Origin of the sequence: Streptomyces sp. NPDC059248 (genome assembly GCF_042753905.1) — a bacterium.
Lineage (GTDB): Bacteria > Actinomycetota > Actinomycetes > Streptomycetales > Streptomycetaceae > Streptomyces.
Genome location: NZ_JBHYZV010000126.1, coordinates 1 through 15,674 on the forward strand (window position 1 = coordinate 1; position 15,674 = coordinate 15,674).

A 15,674-nucleotide genomic window follows, 5' to 3' on the forward strand; every position below is an offset into this window, starting at 1 on the left:
GCCCGGGCGGGGGGGGGCGGTACGGGGGGGGGGGGGTGTGTGTGGGGGGGGGCGTTCGGGGCCCCCCCGGGCCCGGGGGCCCCCCCCCCCCCCGCCGAAGTGTCGCGAAGGCGCCTCAGGGGATCGCCGGCACCGGCGGGACGGTGACCGCGGGAACGGACGCCGCCGCCGGGGCGGTGGCGCTCGGGACGGAGGTGACGGGGACGGTGACGCTCGGAAGGGAGATGCCCGGAACCGTGGCGCCGGGCACCGTGACGGCGGGGATCGTGACACTCGGAACCGTGGCAGTCGGAACCGTGGCAGTCGGAACCGTGACGGCCGGTGCCTGCGGCACGGTGACGGTCGGCACGGTGACCGATGGCACGGTGACCGATGGCGCCGTTGGTACGGCCGGGCCGGTGATCCCGGACAAGGCTGCGGTGAGGGCGGCGACGAGGTCCGCCACCGCCTTGTCCACCGCCCCGGTGGTTCCGGCCGTTCCGCCCGTCGCCGATGCCGCCAGGTCGGCCACGGTCTTCTGGAGCGCCGCCACCGCGTCGTCGACCGACGTGGCCGCGTCCGCCTCGGCCGCCGGGGCGGACGCCGTGGACCGGGGCGGAGGATCGGCGGCTTGCGCGGCGCCGGCCGCCGTCAGGACGAGGGCGGCGCACAGCGCGGGGGGTACGAGTGCGCGCGTCACGGGTGCGAGACGCATACGGGTTCCTTCCGGAGATGGGACGGGCTCTGGTACTCACCGTGTGAAGGCCCGTCACCCGGCGCAATCGGTGGGCGCTCCGCCGTACGGGCGACCGGCGCTCCGGCCCCGCCGCCTGACCTGGGGACTCGCCGTGGGGCCCGCCGTCGACCCGAGTGCGGCGTCCGGGTGAATCCCGGGAAGTCCGGTACGCGGGAAACCGGGAGAGCGCCGGGGGAGGGCGTCGTACCCGACCGGTATCCATAAGGAACATATAAGGGCAAAATGGAAGTGCGCGGCATCGATGTCGCGCCGTCCGGTCCGACGCGCAGGACACACCGCCGAAGGAGGCGAGTCGTATGGCCGACGTCTCACACAGGGGAGATCTGGCGGATCATCCCGACGTCACGGAAATGCGGGACCGCTATGCCCGTGTGCTGGGAGGGCGTGATGTGGCGCTCGTGGACGGCCCGGTGTTCCTGGTCGGCCTGGCGTGCGCGGTATCCCCGTGGATCGTCCACTTCTCGGGCAGCCAGCCCGCCCTCGCGACGCACAACCTCATCATGGGCGTCGCGATCGTGGTGCTCGCCCTGGGATTCACCGTCATGCCCCAGCGGATGTACGGCCTGAGCTGGGCCATGTGCGTCATGGGCGCGTGGATGGTCATCGCGCCGTGGATCGTGGGCAGCAACCCCGACAAGGGGGTCATCTGGACCAATGCCGTACTCGGCGGTCTGACCTTCCTGCTCGGGCTGGCCTGTACGGCCGCGTCCATGAGAAGCGGCCGAGGCAGGCACACCTGATCCGGTGATCCGGCGGGGCCGCGCCCGGCGGCGCGGGAGTCCGGCAGTGCGCGGACCCGGGGCGGGCGGTGGGGCCCGACGGCCGCCTGTCCGCTCCGGGACCGACCGTCCCGGAGAAGACCGCGCGGCCGTCAGGAGTCCCGGAACGAGTCCCGGAGCGTCCGCCCCCGCGCCGACCTGCCCCGTGCGGAGTCGAGCAGGGCCCGGATCCGCTCCCCGGCCTGGTCGGGGTCCCTGACCGGGGAGGGGAAGGCCAGCCGGGCGTCCTCGTGGCCCATGGCGTACTCCAGCCGGAGCGTGATCCCGTAGCGGTCCATGGCCAGCGGCAGCGCCCGTCGTACGGCGGTCGGCTGTCGCGGTTTCACCAGGCGCGTCAGCAACTCGACGAGATCGCCGTGATCGTCGGTCATATGGGTGAGCATCCCCGCCTCGCAGGTCGCCAGCGGATCGCTCTCGGCCTCCATCAGCTCACCGAGCCCCACCGCTGTCCGTTCGCCCGCCCGGTCGAGCACGGCCCGGCCGAACTCCATGCAGCGGCTTCCGTCCGACCCGCGGTGCTCCCCGGCGGGCAGCAGCCACCCGGCCAGCAGCACCCGGGCCCTGACCCGGTCCCGTACCGGCGTCGGCGCGACATCGGTGAACTCCAGCGTCGCCGGTACGGAGCCGGGGCTCGCCGAACCGTCGATGCCGTTGACGCCGTTGACGCCGTCGGGGTCGGCCTGCCCCGGCGCCGGATGGAGATGGACGTGTTCCGTACCGCCGGTGCCGCCCAGCCGGGACACCTCGGTACGCCCCTCGTCCGTCACCACGGTCATCGAGTCGGCGGCCGTCAGGATCGTTCTGATCCGCTCCGCGCTCGTGGGCTCGGCGAGAGGGGCGTTGAACCAGCGCATGCGGACACTCCACACAGTCCGGGAACTTAGGTTTGCCTAACCTAAGCCCGAAGGGGGTGTGTCGCCAAGCCCGCGGGTGTCCCGCCGTCCCGCCGAACGCGGTGTTCCGGCCCGGCGCCTGGGGGATCCGGGGCGGGTGCCGGACGTATCCGGGGCCGGTGTCAGACGGCGAGCGGGCGGATGGTGACCGGCATCCCGGGCGCCTGATGACCCCCGCTGGCCAGCATCCGGACCTCGCCCTGCGCGCTGATCTCGGCCCGGACGATGCCGGTGTCGTCCTCGTACACCGGGTGGCCGCCCGCGCCGACGCGCTCCGTCCGGCGCACCACGACGACGTCGTCCTCGGCCGCGGACGCGCGGAAGACGAGTTCGTAGACCTCTGCTTGTTCCGTGGGTTCCATCAGCCCTCCTGGGCACGGGCGCCTGACTCCATGGTCGCGCGATGAGGGCTTCTGCGCACCCAGCACTCAGGGCCCGTGCACTCATGGCCGTACGTCCATGGCCCGTGCACCTATGGCCGTACATCTATGGCCCGCGCACCCGCTGCCCGGCGCGCGCCGGGCTCGTACCCCTGCGGGCGCCCCGATACGCGTCACCGAGCGGACCCGCCCGTCACCAGCTCTCGGTGCCGTCCCCGCGCAGGGCCGCCCGGGCCGGGCCGTCTCGTCCGGTCCGCAGCCGCAGGGCCAACTGGGGGAAGGCCAGCACGGACAGCATCGCCGCCCCCACCAGCGCCGCCGACTCGCCGGACGTCACCGTCCCCTGGTCGAGCCCGATGGTGGTGATGGCGACGACCAGCGGCAGACAGGTGGCGCAGTACAGGGTCAGCGCCCGGCGGTCGGCGCGGCCGAGATCGCGGGGCGCCAGCAGGGCCACCGGAAGCCCCCGTACAACCAGGAACAACACCAGGAACAGCGGTAGCAGCGCCAGGGCGCGGCCCCCCGACAGCAGGGACGCCAGATCGAACTCGATCCCGGTGACCACGAAGAACAGCGGCACCAGGAAGCCGAAGCCGAGCGCCTCGATCCGGCTCAGTACCGCCGGGCCGCTCGAAGGCGCCGCCCGGTCGAGGACGATCCGGGTCAGGACCCCCGCGGCGAAGGCCCCGAGCAGGGTGTCAAGACCGAACACCGCCGACAGCGCCAGCATGGACACCAGCAGCAGCATCACGAACCGGACGGCGAACTGGCCGCTGCTGTGCAGGGTCTCGGCGATCACCCGGGAGAACCAGGGCGGTCGCGGGCGCAGCGCCCAGAGCACCGCGAGCGCCGTGACCACCGCGAAGCCCGCCAGCAGCGCCACCGACTCGGCCGGTCTGCGGCCGCTCAGCAGGACGGCCATGGCGATGATGGGACCGAACTCGCCGACCGCCCCGAACGCCAGCATCACCGTGCCGAATCGGCCCTTCAGATCGCCGGTGTCCCGCAGCACCGGCAGCACCGTCCCCAGGGCGGTACTCGTGAGGGCCGTCCCGATGACGACGGCCCGGGCCGTCTCACCCTCCGTCAGGGCGAGGGCGACACCCAGGCCGAGGGCGAGCGCCACCAGCCAGGCCCACAGCGCCCGCCGGAGCGTGTCACCGCGGACGGCGCCCCAGTCGATCTCGTATCCGGCGAGGAAGATGAGCATGGCGAGGCCGAGCTGGGAGAGGGTGTCGACGACGGCGTCAGGACGGGCCCAGCCGAGGACGTCGGGCCCGATGACGATGCCCAGCAGGATCTCGAAGACGACCAGCGGGACCCGGATCCAGTGGCCCGCCGCATGGGCCAGCAGGGGTGCGAGCACGGCGGCGGCCATGATCAGGATCAGTGTCTCCGGATGCATGAGCCGTGTGTACCAAAGATCCGGATATGCCGGAGACGGGCGCGCGGGTACTCCCGGCCGCGCGCTCCCGGGGTCACACCGCCCGGGGTCACACCGGCGGGCCCTCCAGCCGCCGCAGCCGCTCCGCGTCGTCCGTCCTGGGACAGGTCGCGCACGCCGCGTCGGGCCGGATCGCGTAGTAGAGGCAGCATCCCCGCCGGTTCCGGGTCGGATAGGTCCGCCCGTCCCGGCCCGTCAGCCGCCGGAAGTCGGCGCCGCCCATGAACGGCCCCACGGGCCCGGGCAGCAGCAGCCCCGCCGCGTGGACGGCGCGTTCCTCCTCGCCGAGCATCCGGCCCGTATGCCAGACGGCGGAGACGAGATCGTCGCCGACCATGCCCCACAGGGCCCGCGGGCCGCGGCGCAGCCGGGGACCGAGTGCGGCGAGAAGCGGCCGTACATGATCGGCCACGGACTCCCGCAGCCGGTGCCGCAGCGCGTTCTCGTCCCGGGCCACCGTCACCCCCGGCAGCCCCGCCGCCGGATCGTCGGGCAGGCAGACGAACGGACCGGGTACGACGGCGGGACCCGCGGCCGTCCGGCTGAACCGGACGTCCTCGGGGCGCGGCAGCGGCACCCGGCGCTCCAGGTACCAGGGCCCGGCGATCAGCAGACACGCCGCCCACAGACAGGCGTGCAGTGCGCGGGACGCCACCACGTCCGGCCGCGCCGGACGGCCGTGGGTCTCCTCGATCGCGGCGGCCTCGGCCGCCAGGAAGCCCTCCAGTAGTTCGGAGTGGTAGGCCAGTTCGGCCCCGGAGGTCCAGCCCTGGCGGGCGGGGGAGCGGGGCAGGGCCACCTCGATCCGGGGTGTCGCGCCGCATACCGCGGCGAGCCTGCGGTAGGTGGAGTCCAGCAGGGTGGAGCAGCTGAGGGCAGCTCCGGCAGGTGCGGGCGCCGGGGCCAGGGGCACGAGTACTACTCCTCACGGGACGGAACGCGTTCGCGGCACCCGGCCCGAAGGCCCCGCGCGGGCGGTGCCGGCCGGCGGCGGGCAGCACGGCGGAAAGGTGCCGGGACGCGACGGCGGTCGGCGGGAATCACGAAACGGACGTGCGGCGAAACGGTGGTGCGACAGCCGCGGAGGCGGCGAAGCGGAGAAGGTAAGGCTCACCTTAACCACATCGTCCTACGGTGTGCGAACTGAGCCGGTGACACGCGCAATTGGCGCGGTTAGGGGTGCCTAACCTAAGCTCCGGCGCATGATCCAGAGCGACCGGACCGCCTCCTGTCGGCACGATCCGCGGGACAGGCGTCCGATCGCAGCCACGGCCCCTCACGGGCCCGGCGAACCCGCCGTCAGGACCGCCGTCGCACCCGCCGAACGGGGCGCGGCCGTACCGCACACGGCCCGCGGCCGGCCCGCCGCGTCCACCGTCTCCTCCGGGGCCTCCGTCCCGGCCGCCCCCCGTCCCCTGCCCAGCACCTGGGCGCGCGGAAGTATCTCACCCATGCAGACCACGCAGACCCGGCAGTTCCCCCCGGACGGCCCGGCCCCCGGGACCGAGCCCCGCGACCACCACGCGCCGCCGACCGGACGGCAGCTCTACCTCCTCGCCCTCAACCCCACCGACTCGGTCTCCGAGGGCTTCCTCCCCGCCGCCCGCGGCCTCGGCCTCGACGTCACGGTCCTGACCGACCAGCCCGGGGCCCACCGCGACCGGCACCCCGGGCTCGACGTGGTGGAGTGCGACGTACGCGACCACCACGCCGTCATCAGCGCCGTCGCCGCCCGCCGCGCCCCCGACGCGGTCTTCAGCAACAGCGACCACCTCCAGGCAGCCACGGCCCTCGTCGCCGACTGGTTCGGACTGCCCGCCAAGGACTGGCGGGCCGCCCTGCGCGCCAAGGACAAGGCCCAGATGCGCCGCGCCCTCGCCGGCACCGGACACGCCATACGGAGTGTGGAACTGGCGGCAGGTCAGGATCCGGCCCGGCTCACCGCCGTCCCCTACCCCTGCGTCCTGAAGCCGCGCGAGGGTGTGGCCAGTGAAGACGTCGTCCATATCGCCGACGAGACCGAGTTCCTGCGCCGCTGGGCCGAGATCAGGACCCGGCGCCCCGGCGCGGCGCTCGTCGCCGAGGAGTACCTCCCCGGCGAACTGGGCACTCTCGAAACCCTCGGCGACGGCAGCCGCCTCCACGTCCTCGGCGGCTTCCGCACCGAGCTGTCCCCGCTGCCGTACTTCATCGAGGAGCGGCTGACCTACGTGCCCGCCCACCCGGCCCCCGTCGTCGACCAGGTACTCGACGCCCTCGCCGCCCTCGGTGTCGGCTTCGGCATCTGCCACACCGAGTTCGTCGTCCACGACGGCCGGGCCCGGATCGTGGAGGTCAACTACCGGGCCATCGGCGACCAGTGCGATCTGCTCCTCGAACGCCTCATCGGGATCCCCCTCTTCGAGCAGGTCCTCCGGGTCCACCTCGGCGAGGAACTCCCCGCCGACCTCGGTCTGCGCACCGACCGCGCCGCCCGGCTCGACTATCCGCTGGCCGACCGGGCCGGCACCCTCACCACGGCCCCCGGACCGGCCGACCTCACCGTCGGCGACGTCACCCTGACCTACCGTCCGACCCGGCCCGTCGGCGAGACGCACCCCCTGTACGGCACCAACCGCGACTTCCTCGGCATCGTCCGCGCCTTCGGACCCGACCAGCCGTCCGTCGACCTGGCCGTGGAGGACTTCCTCGCCCGGCAGAGCTGGGAGATCACCCCGTGACGGACGCCCCCACCCTCCTCGGCGTCCTCAGCGCCCTGCTGCGGGAGGACGCCGTCGGCCTCCGGAGCCGTACCACCCGTATCGACCTGCCCGACGGCGCCTGGCTGCGGCTGCCCGCCCACGACGACGCGCTGCTGCTGCCCGTACGCACCACCGCGCCCGCGTTCCAGTACGGCACCGAGGCCAGGCTCCCGCTGATCCGGCGCGAGTCCGACGGCACCGAGTTCACCGGGCCTGCCGCCGTCCTCGGCGCGCTCGCCGCCGTCGCCGACCCCCGCGACCGGCCCGGCTTCGCCGCCCTGGAGGCCGAGTGCCGGCAGGCCGACGCCACCGTACGGCTCCACCGCGCCACCGACGACGACATCCGGCACGGCCTCGGCGAACGCTACGGGCCCGACCCCGCCCACTGGACAGGACCGGCAGCCGGGCTCGCCTTCGACACCCTCGCCGCCCGGATCGACCACCCCGTCCACCCCACCGGACGCGGCCGCTCCGGATTCACCGAGACCGAGCTGAGGCGCTACGCCCCCGAGTTCCACCCCCGGTTCCCGCTCCGCTGGCTCGCCGTACCCGAGGACGCCCTCACCGCCACCGGCCGGTTCGACGACATCTGCCCTCCGCCCTCCGCCCTCGGCCTGCCCGGCCGGCTCGACGCCACCCACCGCACCCTGCCCGTCCACCCGCTCACCGCGGGCGCCCCCCTGCGCCGCGCCCTCGAAGCCACCGGGCTCACCGGCCGCGCCCACCTCGCCGACCGGCCCCACCACGACGTCGTCCCCACCCTGTCGACCCGTACCGTCGCCCTCGTCGGCGACCCGGCGGTCCATCTGAAGATGCCCCTGGCCACCGCCACCCTCGGCGCCCTCAACCGGCGCACCATCAAACCCGGCACCCTCGCCGACGGCGCCGCCGTCCAGCGGCTGATCGCCGCCGTCGTCGCCCGCGAACCCCGCTTCCACGACACCGTCCTGCACGCCGACGAGACCACCTGGGCCCACGCCGGACACGAACTCCTCGCCGTCCTCGTCCGCCGCCAGCCCCCCGGACTCGACACCGCTACCGCCGTCCCCCTCGCCGCCCTCCTCGCCCCCGCGCCCGGCGGCGGACTCGTCGTCGACCGGCTCGCCGACCGCTTCCACGGCGGCGACCCCCTCGCCCTCCTCGACGCCGTCCTCACCCTCCTCTTCGACTGGCAGACGACCCTGCTGGGCTACGGCATCGCCCTCGAATCCCACCAGCAGAACATCACCCTGCTCTACGCCGGCGACCCCGGCCCCCACGGCACCCCCGGCCCCCGCCTGCTGCTCAAGGACAACGACGGCCCCCGCATACACCCCGGCCGGCTGCGCGCCGCACTCGGCGACGAGGCCGGGGCGTCCGACGCGTACGCGACGCCCCGCTTCGACGACCCGCGCATCGTCACCCACGACGACCACGCCCTGCTCGACCTGTTCACCACCATCACCGTCCATCTCTGCGCGGGCTCCTACGCCTTCGGGCTCGCCCGCCGCGGCCATCCGCCGCTCGACCGGCTGCTCGGCCTCATACGGGACCGGCTCACCGAGGCCGCGCAACGCCTCGGCACGGGCCCCGGCGAGATGGGGGCGCTGCTGCGCGCCCGGGTGCTGGACGCGGCCCGACTGCCCGTCAAGGCCATGGTCACGGCGGGCACCCTGCTGGCCAAGGAGAGATCAGGCGCATTGGACATCAACAAGCACTACACCACAGGACCCAACTATCTGCTGCGGGGGAGTGACCCTCGATGACCAGCACCACATCCGACCGCCCCACCCCCTTCGCCGGGCCCCCGCCCGGACTGCCCACCCCCGAGGAGGCCGTCACCCACACCCTCCTCAACTGCCTGCTCCGGGAGGTCTCGGGACCCGAACGCCAGACCGCCGTCAGCGGCGGACGACTGCTGCTGCGGCTGCCGCGCGCCGGAGTCCTCCTCCGGGTCGCCCTGCGCCGCACCTCCTTGCTCGGCGCCCACCGCTTCACCGGACCCGTCACCGAGGAACGCGACGGCGGCTGGTCGGCCGTGGGCTGGCGGCGCCTCGCCGAATACACCCACACCGAACTGTCGCTGCGCACCGGCATGCCCAACGACGAGTTCCTCGGCCAGATCACCGCCAGCCACCGGGGCGTCTCCTCCGCCCTGCGCGCCCTGCCCCACCCCGGCCCCACCGGCGCCGACCGCAGGCTCGCCGCCTATCTGGCCTCCGAACAGTCCCTCGCCCTGGGCCACCGCTTCCACCCCACGCCCAAGGCCCACAACGGCGACCCCGCCGCCTGGTCCAGCTACGCCCCCGAGGCCGGGGTCTCCTTCCCGCTCCGCCTGCTCGCCGTCCGCGACCACCTCGTCGCCGAGGAACACGCCGACCCGGAGCCCGGCCCCGCCGTCCGCGCGCTCGACGGGCTCGCCCCCGTACCGCCCGGTTACCGGCTGCTGCCCGCCCACCCCTGGCAGTACGGCGAGCTGCGCCCCGCCCTCGCCCCCTTGCTCGCCACCGGCGACGTCCTCGACCTCGGCACCGGACGCCGACGCTTCACCCCCACCGCGTCCGTGCGCACCCTCTACGACGGCGAGACCTTCCTCAAGTTCAGCCTGAACGTCCGCATCACCAACTGCCTGCGCAAGAACGCGGCCTACGAACTCTCCGGCGCCGTCGCCCTCACCCGGCTGCTCGGCCCCGCCCTCACCGACCTCGCCGACCGCTTCCCCGGCACCGCCGTCCTGCGCGAACCCGCCTACCGCAGCCTCGCCGTCCCCGGCCCCGGCGGCCGCCCCGACACCACCCTCCTCGAAGGCTTCGGCGTCATCGTCCGCGAAGGACTCGCAGGACGGCTCCGCCCCGGCGTCACCCCGCTGCTCGCCGCCTCCGTCGCCGACGAATACCCCACCGGGCCCGGCCATGTCTCCGCCCTCGGCCCCGCCGGGCACCCGGCCGCGGCCCTCACCTGGTGGCGCTCCTACCTCGCGCTGCTGATCCCGCCCGTCCTGGCCGCCTACTTCGACCACGGACTCGTCCTCGAACCCCACCTCCAGAACGTCGTCGTCGGCGTCGGCGACGACGGCCGGCCCGCGCAGATCCTCTTCCGCGACCTGGAAGGCACCAAGCTCCTGCCCGGCCACCACGCCGAAGCGCTGGCCGCCCTGCCGCCCGAGGTGGCAGGACCCATGACCTACGACGCCCGGCGCGGCTGGGACCGGGTCGTGTACTGCCTGCTCGTCAACCACGTCGCCGAACTCCTCGCCGCCCTCGCCGATCTGCATCCGCAGACCGAGGCCGCGCTGTGGTCGGAGGTCCGCCGCACCATCCGCCGGTACGCCGACGAACACGGCTGCCCGCCGGAGCTGAGCGCCCTCCTCGCGGGCGTACCCCTGCCCGCCAAGGCCAACCTCCTCACCCGCTGGGAACGCTCGGCCGACCGCCACGCCGGATACGTCCGGCTGCCGTCGCCGCTCGCCGAGGACGTGCTGTACCAGGCCCACCACACCGACGCCGAACGGAGCCCGCGATGACCCGCGCCACCCCGCCCCCCGTCCCCGCGCCCCCGCCCCCCGTCTCCGCGCCTCCGGACCCCGCCCGCCCGCCGGCGTCCGCCGCCGTCGACGCCCTCGTCCGCGACCTGCCCGCCGACGGCCTGCCCGCGTACGTCTACGACCTCGCCGCCCTCCGCGACCACGCCGCCCACGTCCGGACGAGCCTCGGCGACCGGGTCGAGCTGTACTACGCCGCCAAGGCCAACCCCGACCCCCGGGTCCTGCGCGCCCTCGCCCCGTACACCGACGGCTACGAAGTCTCGTCCGGCGGCGAACTCGCCCATGTGGCGGCCGCCGTCCCCGGCCGCCCGCTCGCCTTCGGCGGCCCCGGCCGCACCCCCGAGGAGACCGACGCCGCCGTCCGGGCGGGCGTGCCGCTCTTCCATGTCGAAAGCGCCCGCGACCTGCGTCAGCTGTCCGCCGCCGTCGAACGGCTCGCCGGCGCGGACGCGCCCCCGGCCGGGGTGCTGCTCCGGGTCAACCTCCCCGTCGCCGGGGGAGTGCCCGCCACCAGCGCCCTCGCCATGGGCGGCAGTCCCTCCCCGTTCGGCAGCGACCCCGCCGAAGCCGAGGACCTGCTGCGGGAGCTCACCGGCGGCGGACACCCCCGGCTGCGGTGGCGCGGGGTCCACGCCCACCTCGCCAGCGGACTCACCGCGTCCGAGCACCTCGCCATCGCCCGCTCCACCGTCGCCTGGTCCGCCGCGCTCGCCGCCCGCCACGGACTGCCCCTCCCCGAGGTCAACGTCGGCGGCGGCATGACCGTCGACTACACCCGCCCCGGCGACCGCTTCGACTGGGCGGCCCTGGGCGCCGGACTGACCCGGCTCGCCGACGAACACCCCGGCACGGTCCTGCGGATCGAACCCGGCCGGGCCCTGACCGCGTACTGCGGCTGGTACGCCACCGAAGTCCTCGACGTCAAGCGCAGCCACGGCGAGACCTTCGCGGTGCTCCGCGGCGGCACCCACCATCTGCGGACCCCGGTCACCCGCGGCCACGACCAGCCCCATACCGTCCTGCCCGTCGACGCATGGCCCCACCCCTGGCCCCGGCCCACCGCCCCGCCCGAAGGCCCGGTCACCCTCACCGGACAGCTGTGCACCCCGAAGGACGTCTTCGCCCGGGAGGCCTCGGCCCCGGGACTGCGCGCCGGTGACCGGGTGGTGTTCGCCCTCGCGGGCGCCTACGCGTGGAACATCTCGCACCACGACTTCCTGATGCATCCGAAGCCCGGCTTCCACCACGTCGGCGCGTCCCCGGATGGTGACGGAATCACCCCGTAGGGTCGGAAACCGGACGAAGGCGCCAACCGGACGAAGGCGCCAACCGGACGACGACAATGCCGTCGCCGTCGTCCGACGGGCCGTCACCAGCGCGGGGCCGGAGGTGTGGTGAAACGTGAAACCGGCATCCGGTCCCGCGCTCACCGCCGCGCTGACCGCCCTCACCCTCACCACCGGAATGATCGAGGCCGTCAGCTTCCTGGCACTCGGCCCCGCCTTCACCGCGGTCCAGACGGGCAATCTGCTGCTCCTCGGCTTCGCCGTCGCCGGGGAGGGCGGCCTCTCCCCGGCGGCCTCCACCGCCTCCCTCGGCGGCTTCACCGCGGGCGCCGTCCTCGGCGCCCGCCTCGAATCCGCCGTCGAACGGCGGGGCCGCCCCTGGTTCGCCCCCGCCCTGCTGACCGAGGCCGCTCTGCTCGCCGCCGCCGGAGCCGCAGCCTGGGGCACCGTACGTACGGGACCCGGCCTCACCGAACCCCATCCCGGCGTGGCCGCCCTCGTCGCCGTCGCCATGGGCCTGCGCAACGTCACGACCCTGCGCGCCCCCGTACCCGATCTGACGACCACGGTCGCCACCCGCTCCCTCACCGCCCTCCTCGCCCCGCTCGGCGCCGACAACCGGATCGCCGCGGGCGCCGCCCGCCAGGGCCGCCGGCTCGCCGCCGTCACCGCCATGTTCGCGGGCGGCCTGCTCGGGGCGCTGCTGCTGCGCGCCGGGGCACCGCCCGCCGTCCTCCTCCTGGCAGTCGCCGGGACGGTCCTGGCCACCGCGGCGGGGTACGCGGCCGTCCACCGGCCGGCCCGCGGATAACCACATGCCCCGGCCGCCGGCCGCGGGTTACCGTCGGCCCATGAAAGACCAGCCCGACGGAATCGACGAGTCCGTACTCCGTCACGCCCTGGAGGACTGGGGGCCCGGGGCGCGAGCCCTCACCTATGTCCCCCTCGGATTCGGCGACTACCACTGGACGGCCGACGCCACCGGGGGCGACCGCTGGTTCGTCACCCTCTCCGACCTCGCGGAGAAGTATCACTGCGGGATAGGGGTGGACGCCGCCTGGCACGGGCTGAACCGGGCCATGGACACCGCCGCCGCCCTGGCCGACCGCGGGCTCGGTTCCGCGGACGGCGGCTTCGTGGTCGCCCCGCTGCGCACCACGGGCGGCGAGACCGTCCGCCGGATCGGTGAACGGCACGCCGTCGCCGTCTTCCCCTGGGTGGACGGCGTCGCGGGGGACTTCGGCGACGAGCCGGCCGCGGAGGACCGGACCGCGGCCGTGGAGATGCTGGCCGCCCTGCACCGGACCGAGCCGCCCGCCGCCACCCGGGCACTGTCGCCCGAACTGTCGGCGCGCGGCAGGCTGGAGGCGGCTCTGGAGGCCGCCCTCGCGGCCGTCCGGGAGCCGTGGACCGGAGGGCCCTGGTCCGAACCCGCCCGGGAGCTGCTCGCGGAGCACGGCGTCGGTGTACGCCGCCGCCTCGACGACTTCGACCGGCTCGCGGCCCGGGTCGCGGCGCGCGCCGCCGCCCCGGTCGTCACCCACGGGGAGCCCCACCCCGGGAACGTCCTGCGGCGCGGCGACCGCAGGCTCCTCCTCGACTGGGACACCGCCGGGCTCGCCGTCCCCGAGCGCGACCTGTGGCTGGTCGCCCGGGACGCCGCCGACCTCGACCGGTACACCGAACTCACGGGCCGTGTGCCGGACCCCGACGCCCTCGCGCTCTACCGGCTGCGGTGGAGCCTGGAGGACGTCGACGCCTTCCTCGCCTGGTTCCGGGCCCCGCACACCGCGACCGCCGACACGGACCAGGCGTGGCGGGGATTCGCCGACACCGTGAAAAGCCTGCAGTCCTGACACCGGGTGAGGGGGCGGTCCGCCGCGCCCCATCCGGCACCGGCCCGTCGCTTTCCCGCCCATTCCCACCGGTCCTGTCGCCCGACGCACCCCCGGTCGGTCCGCCGCGCCGGGGATAGCGCTTGCTGCCGACCGAATGCCCGTACGGCCGGAGTGTTCTCCGGTGTGCGGCACGATGCGTACGCGAACGTATCTGAAATGCGCCGTTTGCCGTTCCTGTATGCCGTGGGAGTGACGATCCCGGCACGATCGGTGGTGCGCACCCGCGAAAATCGCCAAAGCGTGTGCGAGCCTGGTAGCGGCATGCCGTACGCCCGCAGTCGCGGGGCCGTGGCAACGACGAGGGAGCCACGGCCCATTCGCGGACGACCCGCGCCGTCTGCCGGGCGACGGAACCGCGCTCCAGCATTTCCGTGGCCACCGGTCACGAACGGGCAGAACTCACCGAAGAGAAACGCGCCATCACACTCTGTTTATCCATCAGCGGAGGTGTGGGAGTGAATTGCGGGGTGATCGTGGCCGGTGTGGCCGGTGAGTTGGATGGTGACGGACGTCACTCCACTTTCCGGTGCACGAAATTGCCGGTTCAAGCGTCTTCTTGGATGACAGGAAAGCGTCAACGACCCGTCGCCGTGGTGGTGTTCGCCGTGGCATATGCGGCCGAGGGGCCGGGTGGGCGTTTCCTGGCGGGCTTTATCCGCAATATGACTGACCGTGATGAACTGGCTACATCACGGCCGCGTATTGCTCCTTACGCGGTCACACGGTGGCCCGAGAACAGTCCCGAGCGGGGCAGGGAGAAAAGCATGAAACCGTTCGCGTGGAACTACGCACGTCCGGCCGAGCTGTCGCCTGTCGTCGACCAGTACTCGTACGACGCCACCCTTCAGTTGAACGTCCTTCCGGACGGTCGCCCCGCCATCATGGACCGGGCTCTGCTGGCCGCGGTCGGCACCACCACCTCGACGGCGGGTTCAGCGACCCACTTCGACGACTGACGACCTTTCGAGATGACGGTGCTGATCCTGACCAGCGAGCAGGATGTGACCGCGGACATGGTGGTGGCGCAGCTCCACAAGCGCGGCGTCCCCCTCGTCCGGTTCGACCCCGGCGACCTTCCAGGGGAAGGAGCGCTCTCCGCCGAGTACGTACGGGGCGAGTTCCGCGGCTATCTGTCCACCGGCGGGCGTGTGGTCAGCATGGACAGCCTGCGCTCCATCTGGGTGCGCAGGCCCGGCGAACCGGCCGAACGGGCGCCCGAGCCGTCCCCGTGGCTGACCGCCGAGACCGGACAGGCGCTGTACGGCATGCTGCACAGCACGACCGCGCGGTGGATGAACGAACCCGGCGCGGCTGCCAGGGCCCGGCTCAAGCCCTGGCAGCTGCGCGTCGCCCACCGCAGCGGCTTCCCGGTGCCCGCGACCGTGATCACCACCTATCCGCAGGTGGCCCGGCAGTTCGCGGACCAGTACCGGCACGTCGTGGTGAAGGCGGTGTCGGGCAAGCCACCGAGCGACCCCCCGATGGCGCTGCCCACCACCCTGGTGCCGCCGGACGCGGACTTCTCGGAGGTGGCCGCGGGGCCGACGCTGCTCCAGCGGTACATCGCCAAGGAGGCCGACATCCGGCTGACCGTGGTGGGCGACGAGCTGTTCGCCGCCCGCAAGGTCGCCGCCCCGGGACAGGTCGACGGGCGGTACGGGGAGACCGGCCACAGCTGGACGGCGGTACCGGTACCGGACCGGATCCGCCGCGCGGCCGACCGCTACATGGAGCTGGCGCACCTCGCCTACGGCGCCTTCGACTTCGCGGAGGACACCGAGGGCACCTGGTGGTTCCTGGAGTGCAACCAGGGCGGCCAGTTCGGCTTCGTGGAGCTGGAGACCGAGCAGCCGGTGGCCGACGCCGTCGCCCAGTGGCTGAGCGCGCCCGCGGAGTGACGCCTGCGGAGTGACGTGCGCGGAGGGACGTTCTCGGAGCGACGAGCGAGTGACGTGCGCGGTCCCGGCGGGGGCGGAAGGCGGTGGGGCCCGACG

15 protein-coding genes are annotated in these 15,674 nt (G+C 74.0%); 9 read left to right on the forward strand and 6 right to left on the reverse strand.

Translation table 11 applies throughout. From position 1 onward, the window contains the following. Positions 1-115: 115 nt before the first annotated feature. Entirely contained in the window at positions 116-694 is a 579-nt protein-coding gene (locus tag ACFXG1_RS31725) for a hypothetical protein (protein WP_384745645.1), read from the reverse strand. Between the two features lie 338 nt (positions 695-1,032). Between ACFXG1_RS31725 and ACFXG1_RS31730 the strand changes: the two genes are divergently transcribed. Continuing rightward, complete coding sequence (locus ACFXG1_RS31730) at positions 1,033-1,476, forward strand: SPW repeat protein (protein ID WP_384722283.1); 444 nt, start codon at positions 1,033-1,035, stop codon at positions 1,474-1,476. Between the two features lie 131 nt (positions 1,477-1,607). Here ACFXG1_RS31730 and ACFXG1_RS31735 read toward each other — a convergent pair whose 3' ends face one another. The 5 genes from ACFXG1_RS31735 to ACFXG1_RS31755 form a co-directional block, all read right to left on the reverse strand. Continuing rightward, complete coding sequence (locus ACFXG1_RS31735) at positions 1,608-2,369, reverse strand: DUF2470 domain-containing protein (RefSeq protein ID WP_384722286.1); 762 nt, start codon at positions 2,367-2,369, stop codon at positions 1,608-1,610. A gap of 161 nt (positions 2,370-2,530) precedes the next feature. Next, entirely contained in the window at positions 2,531-2,770 is a 240-nt protein-coding gene (locus tag ACFXG1_RS31740) for a DUF6296 family protein (RefSeq protein WP_384745647.1), read from the reverse strand. 211 nt (positions 2,771-2,981) lie between these two features. Then, positions 2,982-4,193, reverse strand: a complete 1,212-nt coding sequence (locus ACFXG1_RS31745; RefSeq protein WP_384723208.1) for a cation:proton antiporter — start codon at positions 4,191-4,193, stop codon at positions 2,982-2,984. Between the two features lie 88 nt (positions 4,194-4,281). Continuing rightward, positions 4,282-5,145, reverse strand: a complete 864-nt coding sequence (locus tag ACFXG1_RS31750) for a (2Fe-2S)-binding protein (RefSeq protein ID WP_384745649.1) — start codon at positions 5,143-5,145, stop codon at positions 4,282-4,284. A 363-nt stretch (positions 5,146-5,508) separates the two neighbouring features. Continuing rightward, on the reverse strand, positions 5,509-5,685 hold the full coding sequence (locus tag ACFXG1_RS31755; protein WP_384720029.1) for a hypothetical protein: 177 nt from the start codon (positions 5,683-5,685) through the stop codon (positions 5,509-5,511). On the opposite strand from ACFXG1_RS31755, the gene ACFXG1_RS31760 reads away from it, so the two are divergent. The 8 genes from ACFXG1_RS31760 (at position 5,684) to tgmB (ending at position 15,578) form a co-directional block, all read left to right on the forward strand. After that, positions 5,684-6,952 (forward strand): acetyl-CoA carboxylase biotin carboxylase subunit family protein, encoded by a 1,269-nt coding sequence (locus ACFXG1_RS31760; protein WP_384745651.1) that lies wholly within the window; start codon positions 5,684-5,686, stop codon positions 6,950-6,952. The genes ACFXG1_RS31755 and ACFXG1_RS31760 overlap by 2 nt on opposite strands. Continuing rightward, positions 6,949-8,718 (forward strand): IucA/IucC family protein, encoded by a 1,770-nt coding sequence (locus tag ACFXG1_RS31765; RefSeq protein WP_384720025.1) that lies wholly within the window; start codon positions 6,949-6,951, stop codon positions 8,716-8,718. Before ACFXG1_RS31760 ends, ACFXG1_RS31765 begins: the two co-directional genes overlap by 4 nt. After that, positions 8,715-10,475 (forward strand): IucA/IucC family protein, encoded by a 1,761-nt coding sequence (locus tag ACFXG1_RS31770; RefSeq protein ID WP_384745653.1) that lies wholly within the window; start codon positions 8,715-8,717, stop codon positions 10,473-10,475. The genes ACFXG1_RS31765 and ACFXG1_RS31770 overlap by 4 nt, the downstream gene beginning before the upstream one ends. Next, positions 10,472-11,782: a type III PLP-dependent enzyme gene (locus tag ACFXG1_RS31775; protein ID WP_384745655.1), complete on the forward strand. Its 1,311-nt coding sequence runs from the start codon at positions 10,472-10,474 to the stop codon at positions 11,780-11,782. The genes ACFXG1_RS31770 and ACFXG1_RS31775 overlap by 4 nt, the downstream gene beginning before the upstream one ends. Positions 11,783-11,897: 115 nt before the next feature. Further along, complete coding sequence (locus tag ACFXG1_RS31780) at positions 11,898-12,593, forward strand: YoaK family protein (protein WP_384745657.1); 696 nt, start codon at positions 11,898-11,900, stop codon at positions 12,591-12,593. Positions 12,594-12,633: 40 nt separating this feature from the next. Then, entirely contained in the window at positions 12,634-13,638 is a 1,005-nt protein-coding gene (locus tag ACFXG1_RS31785) for a phosphotransferase (protein ID WP_384745659.1), read from the forward strand. 806 nt (positions 13,639-14,444) lie between these two features. Further along, on the forward strand, positions 14,445-14,636 hold the full coding sequence (gene tgmA / locus ACFXG1_RS31790) for a putative ATP-grasp-modified RiPP (RefSeq protein ID WP_358827479.1): 192 nt from the start codon (positions 14,445-14,447) through the stop codon (positions 14,634-14,636). A 12-nt stretch (positions 14,637-14,648) separates the two neighbouring features. Next, a complete protein-coding gene (gene tgmB, locus ACFXG1_RS31795; protein ID WP_384717203.1) occupies positions 14,649-15,578 on the forward strand; it encodes an ATP-grasp ribosomal peptide maturase in 930 nt (309 codons plus the stop codon). Positions 15,579-15,674: the final 96 nt, after the last annotated feature.